The organism is Streptomyces sp. NPDC020731 (assembly GCF_044334705.1).
Taxonomy (GTDB): Bacteria; Actinomycetota; Actinomycetes; order Streptomycetales; family Streptomycetaceae; genus Streptomyces.
On record NZ_JBIRTN010000013.1, the window covers coordinates 26,966 to 49,349 of the forward strand.

The 22,384-nt window shown below is 73.6% G+C and carries 22 protein-coding genes; 7 read left to right on the forward strand and 15 right to left on the reverse strand.

Going from position 1 to position 22,384, the window contains the following annotated elements:
• Positions 1–152: 152 nt before the first annotated feature.
• From ACH4VX_RS20805 to infC, 5 genes are all read right to left on the reverse strand, one after another.
• Entirely contained in the window at positions 153–1,298 is a 1,146-nt protein-coding gene (locus tag ACH4VX_RS20805) for an ATP-binding protein (protein WP_398368946.1), read from the reverse strand.
• A gap of 91 nt (positions 1,299–1,389) precedes the next feature.
• Positions 1,390–2,250, reverse strand: a complete 861-nt coding sequence (locus ACH4VX_RS20810) for a TrmH family RNA methyltransferase (protein ID WP_398368948.1) — start codon at positions 2,248–2,250, stop codon at positions 1,390–1,392.
• 210 nt (positions 2,251–2,460) lie between these two features.
• Complete coding sequence (gene rplT, locus ACH4VX_RS20815; RefSeq protein WP_004933571.1) at positions 2,461–2,844, reverse strand: 50S ribosomal protein L20; 384 nt, start codon at positions 2,842–2,844, stop codon at positions 2,461–2,463.
• A 95-nt stretch (positions 2,845–2,939) separates the two neighbouring features.
• Positions 2,940–3,134 (reverse strand): 50S ribosomal protein L35, encoded by a 195-nt coding sequence (gene rpmI, locus ACH4VX_RS20820; RefSeq protein ID WP_004933563.1) that lies wholly within the window; start codon positions 3,132–3,134, stop codon positions 2,940–2,942.
• A 112-nt stretch (positions 3,135–3,246) separates the two neighbouring features.
• Positions 3,247–3,945 (reverse strand): translation initiation factor IF-3, encoded by a 699-nt coding sequence (infC, locus tag ACH4VX_RS20825; RefSeq protein WP_398369254.1) that lies wholly within the window; start codon positions 3,943–3,945, stop codon positions 3,247–3,249.
• Between the two features lie 394 nt (positions 3,946–4,339).
• Between infC and ACH4VX_RS20830 the strand changes: the two genes are divergently transcribed.
• The gene (locus ACH4VX_RS20830) at positions 4,340–4,717 is read left to right on the forward strand and encodes a DUF1844 domain-containing protein (protein WP_381231002.1); all 378 of its coding nucleotides are present in this window, start codon (positions 4,340–4,342) and stop codon (positions 4,715–4,717) included.
• 4 nt (positions 4,718–4,721) lie between these two features.
• Here ACH4VX_RS20830 and ACH4VX_RS20835 read toward each other — a convergent pair whose 3' ends face one another.
• Positions 4,722–5,453 carry an SseB family protein gene (locus tag ACH4VX_RS20835; protein WP_398368950.1) on the reverse strand — a complete coding sequence of 244 codons (732 nt, stop codon included), beginning with the start codon at positions 5,451–5,453 and terminating at the stop codon, positions 4,722–4,724.
• 117 nt (positions 5,454–5,570) lie between these two features.
• Here ACH4VX_RS20835 and ACH4VX_RS20840 point away from each other — a divergent pair, with 117 nt between their 5' ends.
• Complete coding sequence (locus tag ACH4VX_RS20840; RefSeq protein WP_398368951.1) at positions 5,571–6,551, forward strand: serine hydrolase; 981 nt, start codon at positions 5,571–5,573, stop codon at positions 6,549–6,551.
• Here ACH4VX_RS20840 and mycP read toward each other — a convergent pair.
• Positions 6,536–7,720 carry a type VII secretion-associated serine protease mycosin gene (gene mycP / locus ACH4VX_RS20845; RefSeq protein ID WP_398368953.1) on the reverse strand — a complete coding sequence of 395 codons (1,185 nt, stop codon included), beginning with the start codon at positions 7,718–7,720 and terminating at the stop codon, positions 6,536–6,538. The two genes, ACH4VX_RS20840 and mycP, sit on opposite strands and share 16 nt — an antisense overlap.
• On the reverse strand, positions 7,717–9,504 hold the full coding sequence (locus tag ACH4VX_RS20850) for a hypothetical protein (protein WP_398368955.1): 1,788 nt from the start codon (positions 9,502–9,504) through the stop codon (positions 7,717–7,719). The genes mycP and ACH4VX_RS20850 overlap by 4 nt, the downstream gene beginning before the upstream one ends.
• 227 nt (positions 9,505–9,731) lie before the next feature.
• On the opposite strand from ACH4VX_RS20850, the gene ACH4VX_RS20855 reads away from it, so the two are divergent.
• On the forward strand, positions 9,732–10,934 hold the full coding sequence (locus ACH4VX_RS20855) for an amino acid deaminase/aldolase (protein WP_398368956.1): 1,203 nt from the start codon (positions 9,732–9,734) through the stop codon (positions 10,932–10,934).
• Between the two features lie 4 nt (positions 10,935–10,938).
• Here ACH4VX_RS20855 and ACH4VX_RS20860 read toward each other — a convergent pair whose 3' ends face one another.
• From ACH4VX_RS20860 to ACH4VX_RS20875, 4 genes are read right to left on the reverse strand one after another with little or no spacing between them, the layout of a single operon-like run.
• Positions 10,939–11,841 carry a DUF2510 domain-containing protein gene (locus ACH4VX_RS20860; RefSeq protein ID WP_398369256.1) on the reverse strand — a complete coding sequence of 301 codons (903 nt, stop codon included), beginning with the start codon at positions 11,839–11,841 and terminating at the stop codon, positions 10,939–10,941.
• 27 nt (positions 11,842–11,868) lie between these two features.
• Positions 11,869–12,651, reverse strand: coding sequence for a 3-oxoacyl-ACP reductase (locus tag ACH4VX_RS20865; protein ID WP_398368958.1), 783 nt, complete (start codon positions 12,649–12,651; stop codon positions 11,869–11,871).
• Positions 12,652–12,657: 6 nt separating this feature from the next.
• On the reverse strand, positions 12,658–14,031 hold the full coding sequence (locus ACH4VX_RS20870; protein WP_398368959.1) for an aldehyde dehydrogenase family protein: 1,374 nt from the start codon (positions 14,029–14,031) through the stop codon (positions 12,658–12,660).
• A gap of 8 nt (positions 14,032–14,039) precedes the next feature.
• The gene (locus tag ACH4VX_RS20875; RefSeq protein ID WP_398368961.1) at positions 14,040–15,410 is read right to left on the reverse strand and encodes a glutamine synthetase family protein; all 1,371 of its coding nucleotides are present in this window, start codon (positions 15,408–15,410) and stop codon (positions 14,040–14,042) included.
• Positions 15,411–15,496: 86 nt separating this feature from the next.
• On the opposite strand from ACH4VX_RS20875, the gene ACH4VX_RS20880 reads away from it, so the two are divergent.
• The 3 genes from ACH4VX_RS20880 (at position 15,497) to ACH4VX_RS20890 (ending at position 18,561) form a co-directional block, all read left to right on the forward strand.
• Positions 15,497–16,231 (forward strand): FadR/GntR family transcriptional regulator, encoded by a 735-nt coding sequence (locus ACH4VX_RS20880; protein ID WP_398368962.1) that lies wholly within the window; start codon positions 15,497–15,499, stop codon positions 16,229–16,231.
• Between the two features lie 144 nt (positions 16,232–16,375).
• Positions 16,376–17,821: an ethanolamine permease gene (eat, locus tag ACH4VX_RS20885; RefSeq protein ID WP_398368964.1), complete on the forward strand. Its 1,446-nt coding sequence runs from the start codon at positions 16,376–16,378 to the stop codon at positions 17,819–17,821.
• Between the two features lie 20 nt (positions 17,822–17,841).
• Entirely contained in the window at positions 17,842–18,561 is a 720-nt protein-coding gene (locus ACH4VX_RS20890) for a gamma-glutamyl-gamma-aminobutyrate hydrolase family protein (protein ID WP_398368966.1), read from the forward strand.
• 139 nt (positions 18,562–18,700) lie between these two features.
• On the opposite strand, the gene ACH4VX_RS20895 is transcribed toward ACH4VX_RS20890, so the two are convergent.
• On the reverse strand, positions 18,701–19,642 hold the full coding sequence (locus tag ACH4VX_RS20895; RefSeq protein WP_398368968.1) for a LysR family transcriptional regulator: 942 nt from the start codon (positions 19,640–19,642) through the stop codon (positions 18,701–18,703).
• A gap of 70 nt (positions 19,643–19,712) precedes the next feature.
• Here ACH4VX_RS20895 and ACH4VX_RS20900 point away from each other — a divergent pair, with 70 nt between their 5' ends.
• Positions 19,713–20,879, forward strand: a complete 1,167-nt coding sequence (locus ACH4VX_RS20900; RefSeq protein ID WP_398368969.1) for a TDT family transporter — start codon at positions 19,713–19,715, stop codon at positions 20,877–20,879.
• On the opposite strand, the gene ACH4VX_RS20905 is transcribed toward ACH4VX_RS20900, so the two are convergent.
• Both ACH4VX_RS20905 and ACH4VX_RS20910 read right to left on the reverse strand, forming a co-directional pair.
• Complete coding sequence (locus ACH4VX_RS20905; protein WP_398368971.1) at positions 20,806–21,534, reverse strand: helical backbone metal receptor; 729 nt, start codon at positions 21,532–21,534, stop codon at positions 20,806–20,808. The two genes, ACH4VX_RS20900 and ACH4VX_RS20905, sit on opposite strands and share 74 nt — an antisense overlap.
• Complete coding sequence (locus ACH4VX_RS20910) at positions 21,531–22,100, reverse strand: helix-turn-helix domain-containing protein (protein ID WP_398368973.1); 570 nt, start codon at positions 22,098–22,100, stop codon at positions 21,531–21,533. The genes ACH4VX_RS20905 and ACH4VX_RS20910 overlap by 4 nt, the downstream gene beginning before the upstream one ends.
• Positions 22,101–22,384: the final 284 nt, after the last annotated feature.

Here is a 22,384-nt window from a genome sequence, read left to right on the forward strand (position 1 = left end):
CCCCCAGCTACCACTGGGAGGTGCCCCCGGGCTGATGGTCCCCGTACCGACTCCTGGACGGTGCGTCCAGGTTTTTGGGACACAAAGGTGCCAAAGGCCGAGTCTAACGGTGTGGTGGTGAGCGAATGCGCCCGTGGGGCCGGGCCCGGATCTCAGGTGAGATACGCGGGTGCCGCCACGGGCAACGTAAATCGGAACTGCGCGCCGCCTTCGGGGGCGCGTCCGACCGTGATGGTGCCGCCGTGGGCCTCGACGATGCCCTTGACGATGTACAGCCCGAGGCCCGTCCCGCCGCGCTTGCTGCCCCGCCAGAAGCGTGTGAAGACGCGGTTCATGGACTCCTCCGGAATGCCGGGCCCCTCGTCGCTCACCGTGACCGACGTAGCTGCGTTCTCGGCGTTCTCCCGTTCACGGGGGGACACCGAGGGCGTGATGTCGATGGTGACGGTTCCCTCGCCGTGCCGCACCGCATTTTCCAGCAGGTTGCTGAGCACCTGGTCGACCTTGTCGGGGTCGGCCCACAGGTCGGGCAGCGGGTGCTGCACCCGCAGCAGGAAGCGGTCGGCCTGCTGCCCGGCGGCGACGTAGGCCTGGATGTGCCGTCCGACGGCGGCCCCGATGTCGACGGGCTGACGGCGCACCTCCAGGCGCCCGGAGTCGATGCGGGATATGTCGAGCAGCTCGGCGATGAGCCGGGTGACCCGGTCGGCGTCGGCGTCGACGGTCTCCAGCATCAGCCGTTTCTGGTCGTCGGTGAACCGCTCCCACTTGGCGAGCAGGGTGGCGGTGAAGCCCTTGACGGAGGTGAGCGGGGAGCGCAGTTCGTGGGCGACGGTGGCGATCAGCTCGGCGTGGCTGCGCTCGGTGCGGCGGCGGGCCTCGGTGTCGCGCAGGGTGACGACGACGCGGCGGACGGGACCGGCGGGCCCGGTGCGGACGTAGCGGGCGGAGACGAGGACTTCCCGGCCTCCGGGGAGCAGCAGGTTGCGTTCGGGCTGGCGGACGCGGATGGCGAGGCCACCGTAGGGGTCGGTGAGCTGCCACCAGCGGCGGCCCTCCAGGTCCTCTAACGGCAGGGCGGTCTCCAGCGGCCGGCCGAGGGCCTGCTCGGCGGAGACGGCCGCGATGCGGACGGCTGCCGCGTTGAAGCAGATCACCCGTCCGTGCTCGTCGGCGACGACCAGTCCGTCGGGCAACTGGTCGGGGTCGATGCCGAGTTCGGCGAGATCACCGGGCCGGGGCGCGGGCGGGCGCGCCGCCCGCTGTGCGCCCGGTGCGCTGCTCGTGCCGACGCTCATCCCCGTACCCCACCTCTCGGAACTTCCCCGGGGCGCCCCGAGCTCGAGCCCTGCCGAGAGCTTGGGGAGGGTCCCCGGGCTGGTCACCCTACTAGTTCCCGGTGACGGAGCGGCACCCTCCGGCGGCGCGCTGTGCACGGGCCGACGCGTAGAGACATACGGCGGCGGCGGTGGCGAGGTTCAGGCTCTCCGCCTTTCCGTGGATCGGTACGCGGACGACGGCATCGGTGAGGGCGCGGGTCTCCTCGGGCAGGCCCCAGGCCTCGTTGCCGAAGACCCAGGCGGTGGGCCCGCCCATGGTGCCCTTGTCGAGCTCGTCGTCGAGGTCGCGGTCCCCGGCGCCGTCGGCGGCGAGCAGCCGCACGCCCGCGTCCCGCAGTCCGGTCACGGCCTGTTCGACGGGGACGCCGACGGCGACGGGCAGATGGAACAGGGAGCCGACGGAGGCGCGGACGGCCTTGGGGTTGTACAGGTCGACGGAGGCGTCGGTGAGGACGACGGCCTCGGCTCCGGCGGCGTCGGCGCACCGCAGCACGGTGCCGGCGTTCCCGGGGTCGCGCACGTGGGCGAGGACGGCGACCAGCCTGGGCCGGGCGGCGAGGATCTCCTCGAACGGCGTGTCCAGGAACCGGCACACCCCGACGAGCCCCTGCGGGGTGACGGTGGTGGAGATGTCGGCGATGACGTCCTCGGAGGCCAGGTGCACCCGGGCCCCGGCATCCCGCGCCGCCCCGACGATGTCGGCGTACCGCTCGGCGGCCTCCACGGTGGCGAACAGTTCGACGAGCGTCGCGGTGTCCTCGCCCCGGTGCGCAGCGGCCTCCCGCACGGCCTGCGGTCCCTCGGCGAGAAACAGCCGCTCCTTTCCCCGGAAGTTCCGCTTACCGAGCCGACGAGCGGCACTCACACGGGTGGAACGGGGAGAAATCAGCTCGGGGCTGACGGGGGGCATCTTCTTGTTCACCTTCGGGAGATCTCAACACGCGGCAGTGCAGTCCCCGGGGGCGGGGCTGTGTCGGCATGCGGCTCCGCCGCGTGGGCGCGGCCGGCCGCAACGGGCCCGCAGCCGGATGACCGACCGGCGAACGGCAACAGCAGGACCCGCAAGCCACGAAGCCTGCGGGTCCTCGAAACTCACGTCGGTCTCAAGCCGACGCAGTGCTCACGCCGCCTTGGGGGCGTTCACGTCCGCCGGCAGCGCCTTCTGCGCAACCTCGACGAGCGCCGCGAAGGCGGTCGCGTCGTTGACGGCCAGCTCGGCCAGGATCTTGCGGTCGACCTCGACGTTCGCGGCCTTCAGACCCTGGATGAAGCGGTTGTACGTGATGCCGTTGGCGCGGGCAGCGGCGTTGATGCGCTGGATCCACAGCTGGCGGAAGTCACCCTTGCGCTTCTTGCGGTCGTTGTAGTTGTAGACCAGCGAGTGGGTGACCTGCTCCTTGGCCTTGCGGTACAGGCGCGAGCGCTGACCGCGGTAGCCGGAGGCCTGCTCGAGGATCGCCCGGCGCTTCTTGTGGGCGTTGACTGCCCGCTTGACGCGTGCCACTTGTTAACTCCTTGTAGCGGGGCCGTGGTTGTCCTCACACGGCCCGGAAACGATTGGGTCCCGGTGGAGGTGGATCAGGCGCTGGGCGCCCGGTCTCACTTGCCGAGAAGCTTCTTGATCTTCGCGGCGTCGCCCGGGGCCATCTCGGCGTTGCCGGTGAGGCGACGCGTCACGCGGGACGACTTGTGCTCGAGCAGGTGGCGCTTGCCGGCGCGCTCACGGAGCACCTTGCCGGAGCCGGTGACCTTGAAGCGCTTGCTGGCACCGCTGTGCGACTTGTTCTTCGGCATAGCGCCGTTCTCTCCTCGTCGGTGGCGCTCCGGTGCCCGGCCATGAGAACCGGGCACGGTGGAGCGTCGTACTTGTATCGGTTACGTCCTGGGGACTCGCGTCCCCCGGGGGTCACGCCTCGGCGGAAGCCTCCGCCGGAGCGTCGACGTTCGCGGCGTCGGCATTCGCGGCGTCGACGTTCGCAGCGTCGGCGTTCGCGGCGTCGGGGTCCGCGGCGTTCATCGAACGGCCGGGGTTGGCCTTCGCCTCCGCCTTGCGGGCTTCCTGCGCCTGGCGAGCCTCGGCCATCGCCTCGGTCTTCTTCTTGTGCGGACCGAGAACCATGATCATGTTGCGGCCGTCCTGCTTCGGGTTCGACTCCACGAACCCGAGGTCGGCCACGTCCTCCGCGAGACGCTGCAGCAGTCGGTAGCCGAGTTCCGGCCGGGACTGCTCGCGACCACGGAACATGATCGTGATCTTGACCTTGTCGCCCTGCTTGAGGAACCGGACGACGTGACCCTTCTTGGTGTCATAGTCGTGCGGGTCGATCTTCGGCCGGAGCTTCATCTCCTTGATGACCGTGTGCGCCTGGTTCTTGCGCGCCTCACGGGCCTTCATGGCCGACTCGTACTTGAACTTCCCGTAGTCCATGAGCTTGCACACGGGCGGACGGGCGGTCGCCGCGACCTCGACGAGGTCGAGGTCGTACTCCTGCGCAAGCTCCAGGGCCTTGGCAAGCGGGACAATCCCGACCTGCTCGCCGCTGGGGCCGACAAGTCGCACCTCGGGAACGCGAATCCGGTCGTTGATGCGGGGCTCGGCGCTGATGGATCCTCCTCGGTAGCACCACGCGACGGTCTGGCGGACAGCCGCGTAACGTCTCTGTTCGTGAGACCTAACCGCACCGGCGCACAAAAAATGCCCCGGACGATCACAGGCGGGGTTCCTCGAACTACCGGAACACCGCCGCGATGACCGCGGGGCGCGCTTTCGGACGGATCGCCGCCTCGGGGACGGGACCGCCTGACCGGTGACCCGCCGCCCTGAGGGCGGTCAGGTGGGAGTTCGAAGCCTCCACTTGTGGGCCGGACACGCGAGCCACGAGGCATACGGGTCCGACCGGTCGTTACACAAGGTTAGCAGCTCCCGGTGAGGCGCACCAACCGGCCGTCCCCGCCTCCTGCCGTCAAGGGGGCGTCCCGCTGCGCCTATCGTGTGGGGCATGAGTGACACCTCCCCCTCGGACACCCCCGAGACCCCCGGCAACCCCGACTTCGACGCCATGGCCCGCGACATCGCCGAGGTCCCGGCCGTCGAGGTGATCGTGACGGTCGCCGTCAACCTGATGAGCGCCGCCGCCGTGAAGCTCGGTCTGACCGAGGAGGGCGACACGTTCAAGGACCTGGACGAGGCCCGCAAGCTGGTGCACGCGCTGGCCGGTCTGCTGGACGCCTCCGCGACCGAGATCAGCTCGTTCCACGCGGCGCCGCTGCGCGACGGCCTGAAGTCGCTCCAGCTGGCGTTCCGCGAGGCCTCCCTGGTTCCGGACGAGCCCGGTCAGGGCCCGGGCGAGAAGTACACCGGGCCGCTCTACGGCTAGGACGTCAGGGACGTACGTACAGGGGCTCGCCCGGAGGCGTGGTCCCGGCCGGCAGGACTGCCAGGTCGAGGCCGCGCACCAGGCGGGCCCTCAGTGTTTCGTCGGCGGCCAGCCGCCGGGCCACGGCGCGGGCGGCTTCCGCGGCGGGCGCCGCCGGGTCGAGGACCAGGGCGAGGGTGCCGTCGGCCTGGCCCGGCCCGAGGTGGGCGCGCAGCACGGCGGGCTCCGCGGCGACGGCGGCCCGTACGGCCTCGACGACGGCCGGGTCGGCGAGCGGGGCGGTGCTCGTGCGGCCCTCGGCGAGTGCGAGCAGCGTGGGACCGGTCAGTTCGAAGGGCACGGGCCCGGCCAGGTCCAGGACGACCGTGTCCGCCTTCTCGTGCGCGGCGGCCTGCAGGGCCTGGTGCAGCGGTACGGCGACGGGGCGGGCCGCCGGATCCCAGCGGGCGAGCGACCCGGTGGACGTGAAGGCGGGCAGGGCGGTGCGCCCACCGGCCTTCAGGGTCGGTACGGCCATGTCGCTGGTCTTCTCCCGGCGCAGCCCGTTCTCGTCCTCCTCCGCCTCGCCGAGCAGGGCCACGACGGGAACGAGCAGCCGGGCGCCCTTGAGGGCCTCCAGGACGGGGCCGACGGCGTTGCCGTCCTCGGCCCAGGCGGCGAGCGCGGCGCTCAGCCGGGGGTCGGCGGAGCCGTCGTCGTCGCGGAACGGGGAGTCGGGAATGTTCTTGTTCGCCACGGTCACCGACCCTATCGGGGGGTGGACGGCGTTCCTCACCGGCCTCTCACCGGAATCTGAGCCGGCTCTCAGCTCCGTCCAACGGTCCGCACAGCCACCGCCCCGACCATCGCGGCCATGGACTCCTGCAGCAGACCGCGGCGGTGCCGTCGTGCCCGTCGGTTCCGGCGTCGTGCCCTGTTGTCCCTCGCCCTCGCCTTGATCACCGTCGGGTGCGGTACGGCGACGGGGATGATGTACATGACCACGTGGGCGCACCCGCGGGCGGAGACCGTATCCTCGTCGGCCTCGCGGGCGGCGGACGGGGAGGAAGCGGTGGAGAGCGCGACGGAGGCGGCGGTGGACCGGGACGCGCTGCTGGCGGCGGCCATGGCGTCGGTGGACGTGGCGGAGGGCGCCGAGGTGTCGGTGGCGGTGCTCGACCCGGACTCCGGGGAGAGCGCCTCGTACGGAGGGGGCGTCTTCGACACGGCGAGCATCGTCAAGGTCGACATCCTGGCGGCGCTGCTGCTCCGGGCGCAGGACGCGGGGCGGACACCGACCGTCGAGGAGAAGACGTACGCCGTCGCCATGATCGAGAACAGTGACAACGACTCCACGTCGGCGCTGTGGCGGGCGATCGGGGCGGCGGACGGGCTCGACGCCGCGAACGAGCGGTTCGGACTGACGGGGACGGCGGGCGGGGACGGCCCGCTGTGGGGGCTGACGCAGACCACGGCCGCCGACCAGCTCACGCTGCTGCGGCAGGTGTTCGACACGACGGGTTCAAAGCTGGACGAGGCCTCGCGGGCGTACGTGCGGGAGCTGATGGAACGGATCGCCGTGGGGCAGCGGTGGGGTGTGTCGGCGGCGGCCGACGGTGCGGCATGGGCGTTGAAGAACGGCTGGCTGCGGCGCAGCACCACCGGACTGTGGGTGATCAACAGCATCGGGCGGGTGACGGCCGGCGGCCACGGCTACCTGGTGGCGGTGCTGTCGCGGGGCAACGCGACCCAGGAGGAGGGGATCGCGCTGACCGAGACCGTGGCGCGGGCGGCGGTGTCCGTGTTCACCGGGGACACCGCGGGCGACGCTGCCGGGGCTCAGCCCTCGTCGTAGCGGGTGCGGCGCCCTCGCCACAGGACCACCGCGGCGACCAGCAGCACACCGCCGGCGCTGCCCGCCAGGGGGGCCGCCCAGTCGGCGGTGTCGTCGTCGGAGTCGGCGGTGTCCGGGCCGGGGCCGAAGTACTTGTCGCCGTACGCCGCCGACTCCAGGCCCTCCGGCTTCAGCCGGGACGCGGCCTCGATCGCGGCGGCCGGGTCGATGAAGCCGAAGCCTCGGGAGTCGTCGCGGCCGTCGGCGGGCGCGTTGCGGGCGGTGTCCTCGAGGAGCCGCTTGATCTGGGCCGGGGCCAGGTCCGGGTGGGCCGCCTTGACCAGGGCGACGGCGCCGGAGACGAACGCGGCGGCGGCGCTGGTGCCCCAGCCCTCGTAGTACTTGTGGTCGGGGTCGGCGATGATCACGTCGACGCCGGGGGCGCTGACCGTGGCGTACCAGCGGCGGGTGGAGAACGGGGCGCGGGTGCCGTAGCGGTCGACGGCGGTGGCGGCGACGACGCCCGGGTAGGCGGCCGGGTAGGAGACGTGGTCACCCTTCTCGCCGCCGTTCCCGGCGGAGGCGACGACGGTCACGCCCTTGCGCAGGGCGTACTGGATGGCCTGGTCCTCGCCGGGTTCGGGGTGCGCGGAGGCGGAGTCGTCGCCCAGGGAGAGGTTGATGACGTCGGCGCCGTGGTCGGCGGCCCAGCGGATGCCTTCGGCGAGGGCGTTGCCGCGGGTGCTGCGGGCCTTGGCGCGGGAGGGGTCGCCGTCCTCCAGGATCACGCGGACGGGGAGGATCTTCGCCTCGGGGGCGATGCCCATGACGCCGTCGGCGCCGCCGGGGCCGTGTCCGTGGCCGGCGATGATCCCGGCCATGGCGGTGCCGTGGCGGGCCCAGGCGCGGTCGCCCTCGCTCGCGCCGAAGCCGACGAGGTCCTTGCCGGTGAGGACGTTGCCGTCGAGGTCGGGGTGGTCGGCCTCGACACCGGTGTCCAGGACGGCGACGGTGACGCCGGCGCCCTTCGTGGTCCGCCACACCTCCTCGGTGTGCATGGCCTCCAGGGACCACTGCCGGGCGCGGATGCCGTCGGCGTGCGCGGCGGTGGCGGGGACGAGGACGAGGGCGGTGGCGAGGAGGCCGCCGAGTGCCGCCGCGGCGGGGCGCCGGCCGGTGACGGGCTTCATGACGGCTGCTCCGTGACGGTGCCGGCCTTCTTGCGCAGGCCGCGTTCGACACGGTCGGCGAGGCCCTGGGCCTCGTGGCCGAGGCCTGCCTGGGCGGGGGCGGTGGTGGCTCCGGACTCCATGGCGTCCTCGGCGGGCTGCGGGGTGTCGACACTGCGGCCGTCGGTCCATCCGGAGACGGTCCAGACGACGACGGGGGCGTCCGTGAGGACGGAGATCGCCCAGGTGGCGCGCTGCTCGGCGCCGAACCCGGCGGCGGCGGTGCCCTTCGCCGCGTACGGCAGGGGCATCAGGTCGGTACGGCGGTCCAGGCGTTCGGCGTCGAACCGGCGGGCGAGGGAGGTCATGGCGGCGGCGTCGGCCTTGGTGAACAGCAGGCCGACGGTGGTGACGTGGCTCTGGGTGGCGTCGGTGTAGGTGGCGCGCAGCAGGCGCTCGCAGCCGACGGGGGCGAGGACCTTGCGCAGCAGGGCGTCGAAGGCGTCCTTGCAGCCGCTGTCGGGGGCCACGGCGATACGGGTCCAGGACCGGTCGGCGCCGCCGGGGCCCGCGCCCTTGCCCTGCACGGTGGGCGGGAACAGCTGGTCGACCGGGATGTCGTGCCACATGTCCTGGGCGGCGGCGAAGCCGTGCCGGGCGCCGGGCCCGTCGGAGTCCCCGGCGAGCCAGCTTCCGGTGACGGCACCGCCGATGAGTCCCGTCCCGAGGACGAGACAGGCGGCGGCCACGACGGCCTGCGACCGTCCCCGCCGCCCGAGCGGTCGCGCCCGCGCCCCCTCGTCGTACCCCTCCGGCTCCCCGAACGACACGACGGGCCGCCCCGCTCCGGGCGTACCGCCCGGCGCCATGGGGGCACTCCAGGAGAGAGCGGGATCGGGACCGCCCGTCGAGCCCGCGCCGGCACCCGGCCGTACGTCGGCCGCCGCCTCGCCGGCAGGGGGCCGCCACGTGGGGCGGGGGGCATCGGCGGGCGCGTACGCCGGGCGCGCGTCCGGGGCCGGGTCGCCGGGGCCGGGCCGCCACGTGGGGCGGGGAGCATCGGTCGGCGCGTACGCCGGGTCCGCCCCGGCACGGCCCGTACCGCCGGTGCCCGGGCGCGCGTCGGACGCCGTGCCCGAACGGCGCGCTTCGCCCGTGCCCGGTCGTGCGGGCGGCACGGCGCGCAGGCGGGTGGTGGTCTCCGACGGGGTTTCGGGAGGGGTGCCCGTGCCGCGCGGGGTGGGCCGGTGGGTGGGCTGCGGCGGTACGGAGGGTGAGCCGCCCGGGGGCCGCGCGCCCCGGCCGGCGGTCGGCTGCGTGTCGGGGAAGCGGGCGGAGGCACGCGGAGGCGGAGGCGCGACGGGGTCCGTACCGGCGGGCACGCCCTCACCGAAGCTCGGGAAACGCGGCCGGGGTGCCGAAGGGCCGCCGGAACCGGCGTCCCCGGCCGACGGCCGCGCGGGCTCCCGGATCCCGGACGCGCCGGAGGTGCGCCCACGGGGCACGCCCGCGCCGTCGGCGTCCGTACGCGCGGGCTCGCGGGGCTCGAACGCGCCCGCGCCGCGCGAGGTCTCCCCGCGGGGGCCCTCGGCGTCCGTACGGGCCGGTTCGCGGGGGGCGAAGGGGCCGGAGCCGCCGGAGGTGCGGCCCCGGGGGACGCCGGCCTCCGGGGCCGTGGGGCGGGCCGGGTTCTCCGGGCCCTCCCGTTCGTCCGTGTCGGGTCCGGCCGGTTCCGGCGGATGCGCGGGACGCGGAGGGACGGTGGGGCGCGGGGGGTGGGAGGCGCGGCGCGCTTCCGTGCTCATGCACCCCCCGTTTCGTCGTGCCCGCCCGGCACGGACTCGTCCCGGGCACAGATACCCGCACGGACGGCGCGTCATCCCGGTCCGGCCCTCCGGCCGGCCCCGTTCCGCCGTGCGTGCGCGTCACTCTACGGCGTGGTCCGTGTCGAACGGGAACCAGTCCGCAGGGCCGCGGCATCTGCCCGGAACATCCCCTACCGTGCGGTAATCCCGTCTGGCAGGCTGCGCTCATGACTGCGCGCGCCGCCGACCGGGCCCGTTACGACAGGGCCACCGCCCACCTCGACGCCCCCTTCGCGATCGTGGATCTGGAGGCCTTCGACGCCAACGCGGACAATCTGGTCCGCAGGGCGGACGGGAAGCCGATCCGGGTCGCGAGCAAGTCCGTACGCTGCCGTGCCCTGCTCGAACGGGTTCTCGCCCGGGACGGTTTCGCGGGCATCATGTCGTTCACCCTCGCCGAGTCCCTGTGGCTGGCCCGCTCCGGTTTCGACGACGTCCTGCTGGCCTACCCGTCCGCCGACCGCGCCCGCTACGCCGAGCTCGCCGCCGATCCCGAGCTCGCCGCCGCCGTCACGGTCATGGTCGACGATCCGGCGCAGCTGGACCTGATCGACGCCTCGCGCGCGGGCGGTGGTGAAGTGGTGCGCGTCTGCCTGGAGCTGGACACGTCCCTGAAGCTGTTCGGCGGGCGGGTACGGATCGGCGCCCGGCGTTCCCCGCTGCACTCCCCCGCCCAGGTCGCCGAGTTCGCGCGCGCGGTTGTCCGGCGGCCCGGGTTCGAGGTCGTCGGGATCATGGCGTACGAGGGTCATGTGGCCGGTGTCGGCGACGCGGTGGCCGGGCGGCCGCTGCGGTCGCGGGCGGTGCGGCTGATGCAGACCGCCGCGCGCCGTGAACTCGCCGAGCGGCGGGCCGCGGTGGTGCGGGCGGTGCGGGAGGTCGTACCGGCTCTGGAGTACGTCAACGGCGGCGGTACGGGCAGTGTCCAGCACACCGCCGCGGAGGACGCGGTCACCGAGATCGCGGCCGGTTCGGGGCTGTACGTGCCGCGGCTGTTCGACAACTACACGTCGTTCACGGGCCGTCCGGCGGCCCTGTTCGCCCTGCCCGTCGTACGGCGGCCCGGCGTCGGCGTGGTGACGGTGCTGGGCGGGGGCTATCCGGCGTCGGGCGCGCCCGGCGCGGACCGGCTGCCGGTGCCGTATCTGCCCGAGGGACTGCGGTACGACCCGCAGGAGGGGCCCGGCGAGGTGCAGACGCCGTTGCTGGGCTCACCCGCCGACGATCTGCTGATCGGCGACAAGGTGTGGTTCCGGCACGCCAAGGCGGGCGAGCTGTGCGAGCGGTTCGACGCGCTGCACCTGGTGGAGGGCGACGCGGTGACGGCGACCGTGCCGACGTACCGCGGCGAGGGCCGCACGTTCCTGTGACCGCTCAGTCCGCCGGGCCGATGCTGCTGCCGACGCCGCCGCCGGAGGCCGTGTCGGTGACCGAGCGGATGCCCTCGGTGATGCGGTCCATGTCGGCCGGGGGCGGGCCGTCCGCCCCGGCGTCGAAGACGTAGCGGACGAGGACCGGGGACTCGGTGCCGACGCTGGACGGGAACACCAGCGACTGCACGTACCCGCCGGGTCCCTCGGCGGTGGTGACGCGCCAGCGCACGAAGTACCCGGCGCGGCCCGCCACCGCGACCGGGCCCGACTTCACCACCTCGTGGGACTCCAGGCCGCCGTAGGGGCGTTGGCCGAGGACGTCCTTGTCGAAGGCGGCGTCGGCCGCCTCGGAGATGTCCTCCTCGGCGAGCGCCTCGGGCGAGGTCTCGTCGTTCTCGGTGACGGTGCGGGAGATGACGAGACCGTGCCGGCAGACGCTGCCGTCGCCGGGGCAGTCGTAGGTGCCGTCGGTGGTCATGACGACGTCGTCCTGGGCCACGTTCTCGGGGCGGACCCAGCCGTCGAGGAGCGGGAAGGTGATCCCGTTGAGCTGGTCCTCGACCCCGTTCGGGTCCCCGGCGGGCGGCTCGGACGCGGACGGTGACGACGGCGTGGGCCCGGGGGCCGACGTGGTGGCCGTCGGACCGGTGCGCGTCCTCGGGCCGCCGTCGTCCCCGCCGAGGAGCGCCGCGCCGGTGACGATCGCCGCGACCAGCACGGCCCCGGCGGAGGTGAGGGCGATCGCCTTGGCGCGTCCGGTACCGCCCGTGCCGCCCGGGGACGGGGCCGGCGGCACGGCGGGGGCCCCGGGCGTGCGCCGGTGCTCGGTCCAGGCCGCGCCGTCCCACCAGCGTTCCAGGTGCGGGGCGTGCGGGTCGCGGTACCAGCCGGGCGGGGGCGTCATGCTCATCCGGGCACTGTAGGGCGCGGCTCACAGCGGTGTGACGTACGCCCCCGAGATCCCGCCGTCCACCAGGAAGTCGGTGGCGTTGACGAAGGAGGAGTCGTCGCTGGCCAGGAAGGCGACGGCGGCGGCGATCTCCTCGGCCTCGGCGAACCGGCCGAGCGGGATGTGCACCAGGCGGCGGGCCGCGCGCTCGGGATCCTTGGCGAACAGTTCCCGCAGCAGCGGGGTGTCGACGGGGCCGGGGCACAGGGCGTTGACGCGGATGCCCTCGCGGGCGAACTGCACGCCGAGTTCCCGGGACATGGCGAGGACACCGCCCTTGGAGGCGGTGTACGAGATCTGGCTGGTGGCCGCCCCCATCCGGGCCACGAAGGACGCGGTGTTGATGATGGAACCCTTGCCCTGGCGCCGCATGTAGGGGATGGCGGCCTTGCAGCACAGGTAGACGGAGGTGAGGTTGACCTCCTGGACGCGCTTCCAGGCGTCGAGGCCGGTCTCCAGGATGGAGTCGTCGTCGGGCGGGGAGATGCCGGCGTTGTTGAACGCGATGTCGACGCTGCCGTAGGTGTCGTACGCCGTGCGGAACAGCGCCTCGACCCGCTCGGGGTCGGTGACATCGACGTCGACGAAGATGCCGCCGGTCTCCTCGGCGGCGGCCTTTCCGCGTGCCTCGTCCACGTCCCCGCAGACGACGTGCGCGCCCTCGGAGGCGAAGCGGCGGGCGGTGGCGAGGCCGATGCCGCTGCCGGCTCCGGTGACGACGGCGGTGCGGCCGACCAGTCGGCGGCAGATCTTCTCTTCACTCATGTGCCCTCAGGCCTCCGTGCTGATGAAGACGTTCTTGGTTTCGGTGAAGGCGGTCAGCGCGTCCGGGCCGAGCTCGCGCCCGACGCCGGACTGCTTGAACCCGCCGAAGGGGGTCCAGTAGCGGACGCTGGAGTGGGAGTTGACGGACAGGTTCCCGGCGCGGACCGCCCGGGAGACGCGCAGGGCGCGGCCGACGTCCCGGGTCCAGACCGAGCCCGAGAGGCCGTAGTCGGTGGCGTTGGCCAGGCGTACGGCGTCGGCCTCGTCGTCGAAGGGGAGGACGACGGCGACGGGGCCGAACACCTCCTCGACGGCCACGCGCGCGCGGGGGTCGACGCCGGTGAGGACGGTGGGCGGGAACCAGTGGCCGGGGCCCCCGGGGGCCTTGCCGCGGATGCCGTCGAGGTCGTCGGTGACGTAGGAGCGGACACGGTCCAGCTGGGCGCGGGAGATCAGCGGGCCCATGTCCACGGTCTCGTCGGCCGGGTCACCCACCCGGACCGCCTCGATCGCGGGGGCGAGCAGGTCCAGGAACCGGTCGTGCACGGAGCGCTCGACGAGGATGCGGGTGCGGGCGCAGCAGTCCTGGCCGGCGTTGTCGAGGAAGGCCATGGGGGCGGCCGCCGCGGCGGCCTCCAGGTCGGCGTCGGCGAAGACGATGTTGGGGCTCTTGCCGCCGAGTTCGAGGGTGACGCGCTTGAGGCGGTCCGCGCCCTTGGCCCACACCCGCTTGCCCACGGCCGTCGACCCGGTGAACACGATCTTGGCGACGCCGGGGTGTTCCACGAGGGCGTTCCCGGCGACGGGGCCGTGTCCGGGGAGCACCTGGAACAGGCCCTCGGGCAGACCTGCCTCCAGGGCGAGTCCGGCCAGGCGGAGGGCGGTGAGGGGGGTGGTCTCGGCGGGTTTGAGGAGCACCGCGTTGCCGGCGGCGAGGGCGGGTGCGGTGCCCCAGGCCGCGATGGGCATCGGGAAGTTCCAGGGGGCGATGACGCCGACGACGCCGAGGGGTTCGAGGAAGGTGACGTTCACCCCGCCGGGGACCGGGATCTGGTGGCCGGTGAGGCGTTCCACTCCCCCGGCCGCGTAGTCGAGCAGGTCGCGGACGTTGCCCGCCTCCCAGCGGGCGTTGCCGAGGGTGTGGCCGGCCTCGCGGACCTCCAGCCGGGCCAGTTCCTCGATGTGCTCGTCGACCGTGGCGGCGAACCGGCGCAGCAGCCGGGCCCGGTCGCCTGGCGCGAGGGCGGCCCAGGAGGTCTGCGCGCGGGCGGCGCGTACGACGGCGGCGTCGACGTCGGCGGGGCCGGCGGCCGGGACGGTGGCGATCACCTCCTCGGTCGCGGGGTTGCGTACCCGGAGTTCGGGGGGCTGCTCGGACACGAAGGACCTCACATGCGTTCGAAGGAGCGGCGCAGCTCCCAGTCGGTGACCGCGGCGTCGAAGGCATCGGTCTCGACGCGCGCCATGTTGCGGTAGTGCGCGACGACCTCGTCTCCGAAGGCGGCCTTGGCGATCGCGCTGTTCTCCCACAGTTCGGCGGCCTCGCGCAGGGTGGTGGGGACGTGCTCGAAGCCGGCGGTGTAGGCGTTGCCGGGGCAGGGCTCGGGCAGTTCCAGCTTCTGCTCGATGCCGTACAGCCCCGCCGCGACCATGCCGGCCACGGCGAGGTGCGGGTTGACGTCACCGCCGGGCAGCCGGTTCTCGAAGCGCAGGGAGCGGCCGTGGCCGACCACGCGCAGGGCGCAGGTGCGGTTGTCGCGGCCCCAGGCGACGGCCGTCGGGGCGAAGGATCCGGGCTGGAACCGCTTGTAGGAGTTGATGTGCGGGGCGTAGAGCAGGGAGAACTCACGGAGCGCGGCGAGCTGCCCGGCGAGGAAGTGGCGCATGACCTCGGACATGGCGTCCGGCTCCGCGGCGGAGTCCGGCATGGCGCTGTCGCCGGCCGCGTCCGCGAGGGAGAGGTGGATGTGGCAGGAGTTGCCCTCGCGCTCGTTGTACTTGGCCATGAAGGTGATCGAGACGCCCTCCTGGGCGGCGATCTCCTTGGCGCCGGTCTTGTAGATCGCGTGCTGGTCGCAGGTGACCAGGGCCTCGTCGTAGCGGAAGGCGATCTCGTGCTGGCCGGGGTTGCACTCGCCCTTGGCGGACTCGACGGTGAGTCCGGCGCCGGCCATCTCGTTGCGGATGCGGCGCAGCAGGGGCTCGATGCGGCCGGTGCCGAGCACCGAGTAGTCGACGTTGTACTGGTTGGCGGGGGTCAGCCCGCGGTAGCCGGCGTCCCAGGCCTGTTCGTAGGTGTCCTTGAAGACGATGAACTCCAGCTCGGTGCCGACCTGTGCGGTGTGGCCGAGGGCGGCGAGGCGGTCCAGCTGGCGGCGCAGTACCTGCCGGGGGGCGGCGACGACCGGGGACCCGTCGGCCCAGGCGAGGTCGGCGACGACCATGGCGGTGCCCTCGTTCCAGGGCACCCGGCGCAGGGTGTCGAGGTCGGGGTACATGGCGAAGTCGCCGTAGCCGGTCTCCCAGGAGGACATGGCGTAGCCGTCGACGGTGTTCATGTCGGCGTCGACGGCGAGCAGGTAGTTGCAGCCCTCGGTGCCGTGCCGGAGCACCTCGTCGAGGAAGAAGCGCGCGGCGAACCGCTTGCCCTGGAGCCGTCCCTGCATGTCGGGGAAGGCCAGGACGACGGTGTCGATCTCACCGCCGGCGACGAGGGTGTGCAGCTCCTCGACGGAGAGCGGGGGTGTGCGGTCTGCCACGGGAGGGCCTCCTCGGGCTTCTTCGGTCACGCCGGGAGCCATAAGGTATTGCCGAGAACCATTGCTTGGGAAGGGGGCACGGCCGGATGCCACACGAAGCGGTCGGCGCGGTCGGGGACCGCCTGGCGCCGGTGCTGCGGCAGGTCCGCGCGGGCAACGGCTTCGAGGAGGCGCTGGAGCAGATCCTCCAGGTGGTGCGGCTGGGTCTGGTGGCGGGCGGGGAGCGGTTGCCGGCCGAGCGGGAGCTGGCGGAGCGGCTGGGGATCAGCCGGGTGACGCTGCGCGAGGTGCTGAAGGTGCTCCAGGACCAGGGGCTCGTGGAGTCGCGGCGCGGCCGGTACGGCGGAACGTTCGTGCTGCCCCGTCCGACGGACACCGGCGAGGAGGAGCTGCGGCGGCGGATCGCCGAGGTCGACATCGAGGACGTGCTGCGCTTCCGTGAGGTGCTGGAGGTGGGCGCGGCGGGGCTGTGCGCGGCGCACGGGCTGACGGAGGAACAGGCGGCGCGGCTGCGTGAGGCGCTGTCCGGCACCCGGGAGGCGCCGCTGACGGACTACCGGCGTCAGGACACGCTGTTCCACCTCACCCTGGCCGAGCTGTGCGGCTCGCCGACGCTGACCGCGCAGTACGCGGCGGTACGGGCGACGGTGAACGACCTGCTGGACTGCATCCCGCTGCTGGTGCGCAACCTGGAGCACTCCCAGCGGCAGCACACCGCGCTGGTCGAGGCGGTGCTGGAGGGGGACGCGGACGGGGCGCGGGAGATGACGCGCGAGCACTGCGCGGGGACGGCGGCGCTGCTGCGGGGGTTCCTGGCGTGAGGGCGTGACGCCGCACGGACGGTTCACCGCGGCTTCACGCCGGGGGCTTGCGCTCACGGTGTCCGCGCCACGAAGGTATGGGCCCACAAAGGTCTGGATCCGTTCCATTGTCCCCTCCGTCGCCGCCCTCTGGGGAGTCGCCTCGTGAGCCTTCCGTCCGCGTCCCATGAATCCGCCGGTGAGGCGGACGACTACCTCGAGCGCAGGAAGCTGCGCCGCGGCAGCGCCGGCTGGCTGCTGCTGACCGGCCTCGGTGTCGCCTACGTCGTGTCCGGCGACTACTCGGGCTGGAACTTCGGCCTGGCCGAGGGCGGTTTCGGCGGCCTGGCGATCGCCATGGTGCTGATGGGCGCCATGTACACCTGCATGGTCTTCGCCCTGGCCGAGCTGTCGTCGATCCTGCCCACGGCCGGCGGCGGCTACGGCTTCGCCCGCCGGGCGCTCGGACCGTGGGGCGGGTTCCTCACCGGGACCGCGATCCTCATCGAGTACGTGCTCGCGCCCGCCGCGATCTCCATCTTCATCGGCGACTACGTCGAGTCGCTGGGCCTGTTCGGGCTGGAGTCCGGCTGGCCGGTGTACCTGGCCTGCTTCATCGTCTTCATCGGCATCCACCTGTGGGGCGTGGGCGAGGCGCTGCGCTTCAGCTTCGTCGTGACGGGCATCGCGGTGGCGGCGCTGGTGGTGTTCGCGCTGGGGGCGCTGCCCGAGTTCGACGCCTCCTCGCTGGACGACATCCCGGTCGACCCCTCGGCGTTCGGCTCGAACTCCTGGCTGCCGATGGGGCTGCTGGGCATCTGGGCGGCGTTCCCGTTCGGGATGTGGTTCTTCCTGGGCGTGGAGGGCGTACCGCTGGCCGCCGAGGAGACCAGGGAACCGGCCCGTACGCTGCCGAAGGCGATCCGCTGGTCCATGGGCATCCTGGTGATGCTGGCCGTGGTGACCTTCGTCGCGGCGGCCGGGGCGCGGGGCTCGGCCGCGGTCCAGGACGCGGGCAACCCGCTGGTGGAGGCGCTCCAGCCGGACGGCGGGGCGACAACGCTGAGCCGGATCGTGAACTACGCGGGCCTCGCGGGGCTGGTCGCGTCGTTCTTCTCGCTGATCTACGCCGGTTCGCGCCAGCTGTTCGCGCTGTCCCGGGCGGGCTACCTGCCGAAGTTCCTGTCCCTCACCAGCGGCCGCAGGGCGCCGTACCTCGGTCTGCTGGTGCCGGGGGCGATCGGCTTCGCGCTGGCCGCCGGGACGGGCGACGGCGCGCGCATGCTGAACATCGCCGTCTTCGGCGCGACGATCTCGTACGCGCTGATGTCCCTCTCCCACATCGTGCTGCGCCGCCGGGAGCCGGAACTGCCCCGGCCGTACCGCACGCCGGGCGGTGTGCTCACCTCGTCGGTGGCGCTGGTGCTGGCCTGTACGGCGCTGGTGGCGACGTTCCTGGTGGACGTGACGGCGGCGTTCATCGCACTGGCCGTGTACATCGTGGCGGTGGCGTACTTCGGGCTGTACAGCCGCAAGCATCTGGTGGCGAAGGCGCCGGAGGAGGAATTCGCGGCGTTGGCGGCGGCCGAGGCGGAGTTGTCGCGGGACTGAAAGCAGAGGGGGTGCCCGACGTGTCGGCCAGACCACTGATCGGCATCAGCACGTACGCGGAGTCCGGTGTGCGCTGGGGAGTGTGGCGACTGGACGCCGCGCTGCTGCCGGCCGGCTATCCGCGGCTGGTGCAGCGGGCGGGCGGACTGGCCGCGATGCTCCCGCCGGACGCGCCGGAGCAGGCGGCGGCGACCGTGGCCCGGCTCGACGGCCTGGTCGTCGCGGGCGGCCCGGACGTGGAACCCGTCCGCTACGGCGCCGAGCCCGACCCGCGCACCGGGCCGCCCGCCCGGGCCAGGGACGCCTGGGAACTCGCCCTGATCGAGGCGGCCCTGGACCGCGGGGTCCCCCTGCTGGGCATCTGCCGGGGCATGCAACTGCTGAACGTCGCCCTGGGCGGCACCCTCGTCCAGCACATCGACGGCCACGCGGAGGAACCGGGCGCCTTCGGCCACCACCCGGTCAAGCCGGCCCCCGGCACCCGCTACGCCGACATCGTCCCGGAACAGACCTCCGTACCCACCTACCACCACCAGTCGGTGGACCGCCTGGGCACGGACCTGATCCCCTCGGCGTACGCGGAGGACGGCACGGTGGAAGCAATCGAACTTCCGGCACCTGCTTGGGCCCTGGGCGTCCAGTGGCACCCGGAGATGGGCACCGACGTACGCGTGATGCGAGCTCTGATCAAGGCCACACAGCCGCGAACCGCGGGCAGCCGTGCCTCCCCCAGTGTCTGAAGGGCCTGGGAGGTACCCCCAGGGGCGGCACGGGCGGGCGGTGGGGGTGTGTCCCCCCGCTGGAGCGAAGCCGAGAGCGGGGGAGGCATCCCGTGAGCGCCGGGCCACGCGCCCCGCCCCCGCTCGGCCCCGACCGGGCTCACCCCCGCGTCAGCGACAGCAGATCCCGCGCCGGCCCGGTGGGCCGATGTCCCGTGGGCCACACCGCACGCAGATCCCGGGCCAGGGCGATCCCGTTGACGGGGATCCGCACCAGCCGCCGCATCGCCAGCTCCTCCCCCACCGCGAGCTCGCTCAGAACCGCCGGCCCGGCACCGCCGACCGCCGCCGCCTTCACCGCCGTGGTCGAGGACAGCTCGATCAGCGGCCGGGCCAGCCCGCCCAGCGCCGCGTCCAGAACCTGCCGCGTCCCGGACCCCTTCTCCCGCAGGATCAACGGCGTACTCGCCAACTCCTCCGCCGCGATCGGCCGCCGCCGACGGGCCCACACATGCGACGGCGCGGTCACCACGATCAGCCGGTCATGAGCGATCACCGCGGAATCCAGCCCCGCCGACACCGTGAGCCCCTCCACGAACCCCACGTCCGCCTCCCCCGACAGCAGCCGCTCCGCCACCGCCGCCGAGTTCCCGGCCAGCAGTGACACCGCCGTGTCCGGCCGGTCCGCACGCAGCGCGAGCAGCCACCCCGGCAGCAGGTACTCGGCGATCGTCATGCTCGCCGCCACCCGCAGCCGTGAGTCCCTGCGGTCCCGCAGCGCCTGCGCGCCCGCGTCGAAGGCCTCCGCCGCCTCCACGATCCGCCGCGCCCAGTCGGTGACCAGCGCACCCGCGTCCGTCAGCCGCGACCCGCGCGGCGACCGGTCGACCAGGGCCACACCGAGCTGCCGTTCCATCGACCGGATCCGGCTGCTGGCGGCGGGCTGGGTGATGCCCAGCTCCCGTGCCGCCCCGCCCAGACTCCCCAGCCGCGCCACCGCCAGCAGCAGCTCCAGCGCCCCGAGGTCCGGCACCCGGTGAGCCAGGGACCCCGGGCTCGCGGAGCGGTGCCCTGGATGGTCGTGGTCATCCGTTGTGCTCATAAGCCCAGCTTATGCCGCCATAGAGAGGTGCTCCCTGGTGACGGCACCCCACCGGCCCGACCGTATGACCATGGTCACCGCAACCCGGCCCCTGCCACCCCTCCCCCGTGCCACCGCACGGCCCCCGCGTGCCGACGCCGTCCGTCACCTCGGACCCAACTGGTACGCCTGCGTGATGGGCACCGCCATCGTCGCCGGAGCGGGCGCCGCGCTCCCCGTGCACACCACGGGCCCGCGCCCCGCGCTCACCGCCGTCTGGGCACTGTCCCTCGTCCTCCTGCTGGTCCTGCTCGCCGCCCGCGCCCTGCACTGGGCCCACCACCGCGACCGGGCCCGCGCCCACCTCCTCGACCCCGCCACGGCCCCCTTCTACGGCTGCCTCTCCATGGCCCTGCTGGCCGTCGGCGGCGGCACGCCCGTCCTCGGACGGGACTGGATCGGACTGCGCGCGGCCGTCTTCCTCGACGCCGTGCTGTTCACCGCCGGTACGGCCGTCGGGCTGGCCGCCGCCGTGGCCGTCCCGTACCTCATGGCCGTACGCCACCGGGTGACGGCACAGGAGGCGACGCCCGTCTGGCTGCTGCCGCTGGTCGCGCCCATGGTGTCCGCCGCGCTCGGGCCCCGCCTGGTGCCGTACCTCCCGGCGGGCCAGCCCCGCGCGACCCTGCTGCTCGCCTGCTTCGCGATGTTCGGGCTCAGCCTCCTCGCCACCCTGATGACGCTGCCGCTGGTCTTCGGCCGGCTGATCACCCGCGGTCCACTGCCCCTCGCCCTCACCCCGACGCTGTTCCTGGTGCTCGGGCCGCTCGGCCAGTCCACGACCGCCGTCGGCGCCTTCGCGGACGCCGCCCCGGGGGTCGTACCGGCGCCGTACGCCGAGGGCTTCCGCGTCCTCACCGTCCTGTACGGGGTACCCGTCATGGGGTTCGCGCTGCTGTGGCTCTGCCTCGCCGCCGCGCATGTCGTACGGGCATGGCGGCGGGGCATGCGCTTCGCGATGACGTGGTGGTCGTTCACGTTCCCGGTCGGCACCTGTGTCACCGGCGCCGGGGTCCTCGCCTCGCACACCGGGCTGCTCGCCTACGACGCCCTGGCGCTCGCCCTGTACGCCCTGCTGGCCGGCGCCTGGGCCACCGCCGCCTGGTGCACGGCGCGTGGCCTGTTCAGCGGAGCGCTGCTCGCAGGGCCCGCCCCAGCACCGCCGGCGCCTCGGCCAGTGACGGCCCGTACCAGGTGAGGTGCCGGCCGTCGACGAGTGCGCAGGGCAGCCCGGGGAAGGCCTCCGGGCCGTCGTCGGCGGTGAAGCGGTAGGGCTCGTCGGGGAGCACGACGAGGTCCGGACCGGCCGCGCGCAGCGCGTCGAGCGGGACGCGCGGATAGCGCTCCGGGTGGCTCGCGTACAGGTGGTCGACGCCGAGACGGGACAGCAGGTCACCGGCGAAGGTGTCCCGGCCCAGCACCATCCAGGGCCGCCGCCAGACGGGCACGACCGCCGTCCGCCGTTCCGCGGGCGTGGGTACCGCGGCCCAGGCCGCCTCGGCCTCGTCCAGCCGGCGGGGGCGGGCCCGCACCCCGCACGCCGTGAGCACCCGGTCCAGTTCGCGGAAGGCCTGGGGCAGCGTCCGCACCTCGGTCACCAGCACGTCGAGACCCGCCGCGCGCAGGGCCGCCAGGTCGGGCTCGCGGTTCTCCTCCTCGTTGGCGATCACCAGATCGGGGGCGAGCGCGGCGATCCGGTCCACCTTCGGGTTCTTCGTGCCGCCGACGCGTACGACGTCCAGCCCGGCCGGGTGCGTGCACCAGTCGGTGGCGCCGGCCAGGGAGCCGGGAGCGAAGAGCGCCACGGCCTCCGTCAGCGACGGGACGAGGGAGACGACCCTGACGTGACTCATCGGCGCGGCTTGTCCCGCACCGCCTCGATGTGCTCGGCGACGGCGACGACCAGCAGTCGTGTCTCCGGGACCGTGGCCCGCCAGCGGTGCCGGACGCCTCCGGTGAGGTACAGGGTGTCGCCGCGGCCGAGACGGTACGCGCGGCCCTCCGCCTCGATCTCCACGGCGCCGTCCGCCACATACATCAACTGGTCGTTGCGGAACTGGAGTTCGCGGCCGGCGTCATGGTCGCCGGTGAACTCGGAGGCGTACATCTGGTGGTGACCGCGCACCAGGGAGCGCACGTGCGGTTCCCCCCACGGCTCGGTGCCCTCGACGCGGACGACGTCCACACTGCACGCCGGGTCGGCGGCCGCGAGGAGCTCCACGGCGGTGGTGCGCAGCGCGTCGGCGACCTTCTCCAGGGAGCTCTGGCTGGGACGCGCCCGCTCGTTCTCGATCTGGCTGAGGAACGGGACCGACAGGCCGCTGCGCTCGGCCACGACGGCGAGGGTGAGGTCCAGCGCGCGGCGTCGCCGCCGCACGGCCGCGCCCACCCGCAAGGGCTGTTCCTTGTGATCGCCCATCGCTCCGGCTCCCTCCTCCGCCGATCGTCCCGCACCCCGTGCGCCGCCGACCCGGCGCACTCCTCGTCGTGAGTTGTCTGCACCCTACGCATGTTCGGCAAACCGTTTCAGGCGCCTGTCACGTCGCCGTCGCACGCGACCGGCGCCGACCCGCCAGTTCGCGCCAGTCGCCCTGCCGGGCCCCTCGGTTCCTCCCGTGCGCGATAAGGGGTGTTCCCGCCATTGTTCCCCTCGCCCGGCGGAAGGTCACGGGGAGGTCCGGGGAGGACATCGCGCTGCGTGGT

Coding starts and splice junctions, on each gene's coding strand:
- ACH4VX_RS20850 (WP_398368955.1), bottom strand. CDS start 9,504: ATGAGCACGGAAGCGCGCCGCGCCTCCCACCCCCCGCGCCCCACCGTC.
- ACH4VX_RS20830 (WP_381231002.1), top strand. CDS start 4,340: ATGAGTGACACCTCCCCCTCGGACACCCCCGAGACCCCCGGCAACCCC.
- ACH4VX_RS20805 (WP_398368946.1), bottom strand. CDS start 1,298: ATGAGCGTCGGCACGAGCAGCGCACCGGGCGCACAGCGGGCGGCGCGC.
- ACH4VX_RS20880 (WP_398368962.1), top strand. CDS start 15,497: ATGCCACACGAAGCGGTCGGCGCGGTCGGGGACCGCCTGGCGCCGGTG.
- mycP (WP_398368953.1), bottom strand. CDS start 7,720: ATGAAGCCCGTCACCGGCCGGCGCCCCGCCGCGGCGGCACTCGGCGGC.
- ACH4VX_RS20905 (WP_398368971.1), bottom strand. CDS start 21,534: ATGAGTCACGTCAGGGTCGTCTCCCTCGTCCCGTCGCTGACGGAGGCC.
- ACH4VX_RS20860 (WP_398369256.1), bottom strand. CDS start 11,841: ATGACGCCCCCGCCCGGCTGGTACCGCGACCCGCACGCCCCGCACCTG.
- ACH4VX_RS20840 (WP_398368951.1), top strand. CDS start 5,571: ATGGACTCCTGCAGCAGACCGCGGCGGTGCCGTCGTGCCCGTCGGTTC.
- ACH4VX_RS20910 (WP_398368973.1), bottom strand. CDS start 22,100: ATGGGCGATCACAAGGAACAGCCCTTGCGGGTGGGCGCGGCCGTGCGG.
- ACH4VX_RS20895 (WP_398368968.1), bottom strand. CDS start 19,642: ATGAGCACAACGGATGACCACGACCATCCAGGGCACCGCTCCGCGAGC.
- ACH4VX_RS20855 (WP_398368956.1), top strand. CDS start 9,732: ATGACTGCGCGCGCCGCCGACCGGGCCCGTTACGACAGGGCCACCGCC.
- ACH4VX_RS20810 (WP_398368948.1), bottom strand. CDS start 2,250: ATGCCCCCCGTCAGCCCCGAGCTGATTTCTCCCCGTTCCACCCGTGTG.
- ACH4VX_RS20865 (WP_398368958.1), bottom strand. CDS start 12,651: ATGAGTGAAGAGAAGATCTGCCGCCGACTGGTCGGCCGCACCGCCGTC.
- ACH4VX_RS20900 (WP_398368969.1), top strand. CDS start 19,713: ATGGTCACCGCAACCCGGCCCCTGCCACCCCTCCCCCGTGCCACCGCA.
- rpmI (WP_004933563.1), bottom strand. CDS start 3,134: ATGCCGAAGAACAAGTCGCACAGCGGTGCCAGCAAGCGCTTCAAGGTC.